The sequence below is a fragment of the Mesorhizobium sp. genome, from assembly GCF_005063415.1.
GTDB lineage: Bacteria > Pseudomonadota > Alphaproteobacteria > Rhizobiales > Rhizobiaceae > Mesorhizobium.
The window spans coordinates 1-4,416 of the sequence record NZ_SUEG01000250.1 but is presented as its reverse complement, the minus strand read 5'-3'; the positions used below and the strand labels follow the sequence as shown (position 1 = coordinate 4,416).

The 4,416-nt window shown below is 65.2% G+C and carries 3 protein-coding genes and 1 pseudogene; 3 read left to right on the top strand and 1 reads right to left on the bottom strand.

Annotation, left to right across the window (positions count from 1 at the left end; genetic code table 11):
- From E5W70_RS31100 to E5W70_RS31090, 3 genes and pseudogenes are all read left to right on the top strand, one after another.
- Positions 1 to 917 (top strand): annotated as a pseudogene (locus tag E5W70_RS31100) (hypothetical protein); the annotation flags it as partial.
- A 218-nt stretch (positions 918 to 1,135) separates the two neighbouring features.
- A complete protein-coding gene (gene rpe / locus E5W70_RS31095) occupies positions 1,136 to 1,813 on the top strand; it encodes a ribulose-phosphate 3-epimerase (protein ID WP_292665076.1) in 678 nt (225 codons plus the stop codon).
- Between the two features lie 40 nt (positions 1,814 to 1,853).
- The gene (locus E5W70_RS31090; protein ID WP_292665075.1) at positions 1,854 to 3,377 is read left to right on the top strand and encodes a malonyl-CoA synthase; all 1,524 of its coding nucleotides are present in this window, start codon (positions 1,854 to 1,856) and stop codon (positions 3,375 to 3,377) included.
- Here the strand turns inward: E5W70_RS31090 and nagA are convergent.
- On the bottom strand, positions 3,374 to 4,416 hold a 1,043-nt coding region (gene nagA, locus E5W70_RS31085; protein WP_292665074.1), incomplete at its 5' end, for an N-acetylglucosamine-6-phosphate deacetylase. The two genes, E5W70_RS31090 and nagA, sit on opposite strands and share 4 nt — an antisense overlap.

Below are 4,416 nucleotides of genomic sequence, written 5' to 3'. Positions count from 1 at the left end.
CCGAAGTCAGGGGTAGTGCCTGCAGGCCGATCCAGCCGGAACCCGAGCAGTGCACGATCCGTGGCCAGATCCACGACGCTGCCGGCGATTGCGTCTGCCCGCGGGGCACCGAAGTCAGGGGTAGTGCCTGCAGGCCGATCCAGCCGGAACCCGAGCAGTGCACGATCCGTGGCCAGATCCACGACGCTGCCGGCGATTGCGTCTGCCCGCGGGGCACCGAAGTCAGGGGTAGTGCCTGCAGGCCGATCCAGCCGGAACCCGAGCAGTGCACGATCCGTGGCCAGATCCACGACGCTGCCGGCGATTGCGTCTGCCCGCGGGGCACCGAAGTCAGGGGTAGTGCCTGCAGGCCGATCCAGCCGGAACCCGAGCAGTGCACCATCCGCGGTCAGATCCACGACGCTGTTGGCGATTGCGTCTGCCCGAGGGGTACGGAAATCAGAGGCAATGCCTGCCGGCCAATCCAGCCGAAGCCGGAGCAGTGCACCATTCGTGGTCAGATCCACAACGCCGCTGGCGATTGCGTCTGCCCGAGGGGCACGGAAGTCAGGGGCAATGCCTGCCGGCCAATTCAGCCGAAGCCGGAGCAGTGCACGATCCGCGGCCAGATCCACGACGCCGAGGGCGATTGCGTCTGCCCGAAAGGCACGGAAGTGCAAGGCAATGCCTGTAGGCGCAAGAAGCCTGTTGTGGTGGAGTGCCCGATACCTGGTCAGATCCACAACAAGCGGGGCGTCTGCGTCTGCCCGCGCGGGACAGAGCTGCGCGACGGCGCCTGCCGCAAACCACGGCTGGAATGCGCACCCGGCGCGCGGCCGATCAATGGTCAGTGCCAGCCGATCCGCAACCCGAACCTGCTGCTGAATCCAGATGTTCTTCAGCAGCTGCCGAGGCGCAAGCCGCAGCTCGAGCAATAGGATCGCGCGCGGAACTTCAAACGGTGATGGTTCGCGTCACTCAAAACCCGCCGGAGCGATCCGGCGGTTTTTTTCTTTGGCGGGCAGATGAAAGGGCAGCGCAAACCTGAAGCCGTGGCGTCGGCGGAAGGACAAACCGGCTTCCACTTTCCGGACTCATGGTCTAGGCAGTCGATACAGAGGGTCCGTAAAACTGAGGCGTTCAGGAAGGCCGCACCATGAGCAAAAAAACCCTGATCGCGCCATCGGTGCTGGCGTCCGATTTCTCGAAGCTCGGCGACGAGGTCGAGGCGGTGGCCGCCGCCGGCGCCGACTGGATTCACCTCGATGTCATGGACGGGCATTTCGTCCCCAACATCACCTTCGGGCCGCCGGTGATCAAGGCGATCCGCAATCGCACCAAGGCCTTCTTCGACTGCCATCTGATGATCGCCCCCGCCGACCGCTATCTGGCCGCCTTCGCCGAGGCCGGCTGCGACGGCATCACGGTGCACGCCGAAGCCGGGCCGCATCTCGACCGCTCGCTGCAGACCATCAAAAACCTTGGCAAGAAGGCCGGCGTGTCGCTCAACCCGGCGACACCGGAGACGATGATCGAATACGTGCTCGACCGGCTTGATCTGGTCCTGATCATGACGGTCAATCCGGGGTTCGGCGGCCAGGCCTTTATTCCAGCGATCGTCGACAAGGTGAAGCGGATGAAGGCGCTGATCGGCAACCGGCCGATCCGGATCGAGATCGACGGCGGCATTTCGCCTGAAACTGCGCCCTTGGTCACCGCGGCCGGCGCCAGCGTGCTGGTCGCCGGCGCGGCCATCTTCAAGGGCGGCAGCGTCGAGGCCTACCGGGCAAACATCGAGGCAATCAGGGCGGCGGCGGACAAGGCGGCCGGCTGACCGCTGCCGTCCGGCCGGAGACAGCCGCTCGGGGGGACTTATGAGCAACCATCTGTTCGATGCTTTCCGTGCCCGGATGCCCGCGCCCGGACGCCTTTTGATGGAGGCAGAGGATGGACGCTCGATCAGCTATGGCGAAATGCTGGCGCGCTCCGCTCAACTGGCACATGCGCTGTCGCAGCTGGGCGTCGAAGCCGGCGACCGCGTCGCCGTTCAGGTCGAGAAGAGCCCGGAGGCCATTTTCCTTTATCTCGCCTGCCTGCGTGCCGGCGCGATCTTCCTGCCGCTCAACACCGCCTATACGCTGACCGAGCTCGACTATTTCTTCAGGGATGCCGAGCCGCGACTGGTCGTCTGCGACCCGGCGCGAGCGGGCGAGATCGGCGCTTTGGCGCAGGCCTCGGGCGCTGCGGTCGCGACACTCGGCAGCAAGGGCGAGGGTTCGTTGACCGATCGCGCCTCTGAGGAGGCCGTGGACTTCCACGATGTGGCGCGCGGACCGGACGACCTTGCTGCGATCCTCTACACGTCCGGCACCACCGGCCGTTCGAAAGGCGCCATGCTCAGCCACGAAAACCTCGCCTCCAATGCCCGGGTGCTGGTCGACCTCTGGCGCTTCACTGCCGCAGACGTGCTGATTCACGCGCTGCCGGTTTTCCACACGCATGGCCTTTTCGTCGCCACGAATGTTGTCCTGATGGCAGGCGCCTCGATGCTGTTCGAAACCAAATTCGACCCGGCCCGCATCGTCTCGCTGCTGCCGCGCGCCACCGCGCTAATGGGCGTGCCGACATTCTACGTCCGCCTGCTGCAGCAGGACGGTTTGAACCGGCAAGCGGCGAAAAACATCCGCCTGTTCATTTCTGGCTCGGCGCCGCTTCTGGCCGAGACGCACAGAGCCTGGCGAGAGCGCACCGGCCACGCCATCCTCGAGCGCTACGGCATGACCGAGACCAACATGAACACGTCGAACCCATACGAGGGCGAGCGGCGTGCCGGCACGGTCGGGTTTCCCCTGCCCGGCGTTTCCCTGCGCATCGCCGATCCCGATGGCGGCGAAACACTTGCCCGGGGCGAGGTCGGCATGATCGAGGTCAAGGGCCCGAACGTCTTTTGCGGCTACTGGCACATGCCGGAAAAGACCAGGGCCGAATTCCGTGACGATGGTTTCTTCATCACCGGCGATCTCGGGCTGATCGATGCCGACGGCTATGTCCACATCGTCGGCCGCGGCAAGGACCTGATCATTTCCGGCGGCTACAATATCTATCCAAAGGAAGTCGAGAGCGAGATCGACGCGCTGCCTGGTGTTGCCGAAAGCGCTGTCATCGGCGTTGCCCATCCGGATTTCGGCGAAGGCGTCACCGCTGTCGTGGTGCGTGCGCCGGGCTCGACCATCAGCGCCGCAGGGATCGTCGAGGCCATCGCCGGACGCCTTGCCAGGTACAAGCATCCGAAACGGGTGGTCTTCGTCGACGAACTGCCGCGCAACACGATGGGCAAGGTGCAGAAGAACCTGCTGCGCGAAGCCTATAGGGACCTCTATACGTCCAAAGCCGGCTAAGCCTGAGGGATAGCGTTGGCTGCAAAAACCTTGGCGCCATCGATCCAGACGCTTTTAATGTCCAGATCGTCCGACAGCGAAACGATGTTGGCGGCGGTACCGTTGGCGAAGCGCCCGAGCCGGTGCGACTGGCCGACCGCTTGCGCCGGATAGAGCGAGGCCATGCGCAAGGCTTCGTCGAGGTCGAGGCCGACGACGCGGTGCACGAAGCGCACCGCGGAAATCATGTCGAGATCCGCGCCCGCCAGCGTGCCATCGGCAAGTGTCAGCTTGCCATCCTTGCGGTGGATGGTGCGGCCGTTCAGCGTAAACGAGGTCATGTCGGTGCCGATCGTCGCCATGGCGTCGGTGACGAGCAGGATCTTGCCCGGCCCCTGCTTGGCGCGCAAGGCGATGGCCATGGTGGCCGGATCGACATGGATACCGTCGGCGATGATGCCGGCATGGAATGTGCCGGTATCGATTGCCGCGCCCGCCAGACCCGGATCGCGATTGCCGATCTGGCTCATTGCGTTGAACAGATGCGTGACCACCGTTGCGCCGGCCTCGGCAAAGGCGCGAGCCGTGGCATAGCCGGTATCGGAATGGCCGATGCTGACGACAATGCCGGCCCTGCTGAGCGCCGACACCTGGCCGGGCTCGACGGATTCGGGGGCCACCGTTGTCAGCAGCACCGGCAGGTTTTTCCGTGCGGCGATCAGCATCGCCTGGTCGGCGTCCAGCATCGGCCGGATCAAGGCCGGGTCATGCGCGCCCTTGCGGGCGATCGAAAGATGCGGCCCTTCGAGATGCAGGCCCAGGAACCCCGGCACCTTCCTCCGTGCCGCCTCGGCTCCGGCCGCAACCGCCGCGGCGGTGATCTCGGATGTGTCGGTGATCAGTGTCGGCAACAGCGCCGCCGTGCCGAAGGGCGCGTGCGCCCGGCAGATGGTCTCGATCGAGGCGACGTCGGGATGGTCGTTGAGCATGACGCCGCCGCCGCCATTGACCTGCAGATCGACGAAGCCTTGCGCATGGCCTCGCTCTATCCGGCGCAAGC

Coding starts and splice junctions, on each gene's coding strand:
- rpe (WP_292665076.1), top strand. CDS start 1,136: ATGAGCAAAAAAACCCTGATCGCGCCATCGGTGCTGGCGTCCGATTTC.
- E5W70_RS31090 (WP_292665075.1), top strand. CDS start 1,854: ATGAGCAACCATCTGTTCGATGCTTTCCGTGCCCGGATGCCCGCGCCC.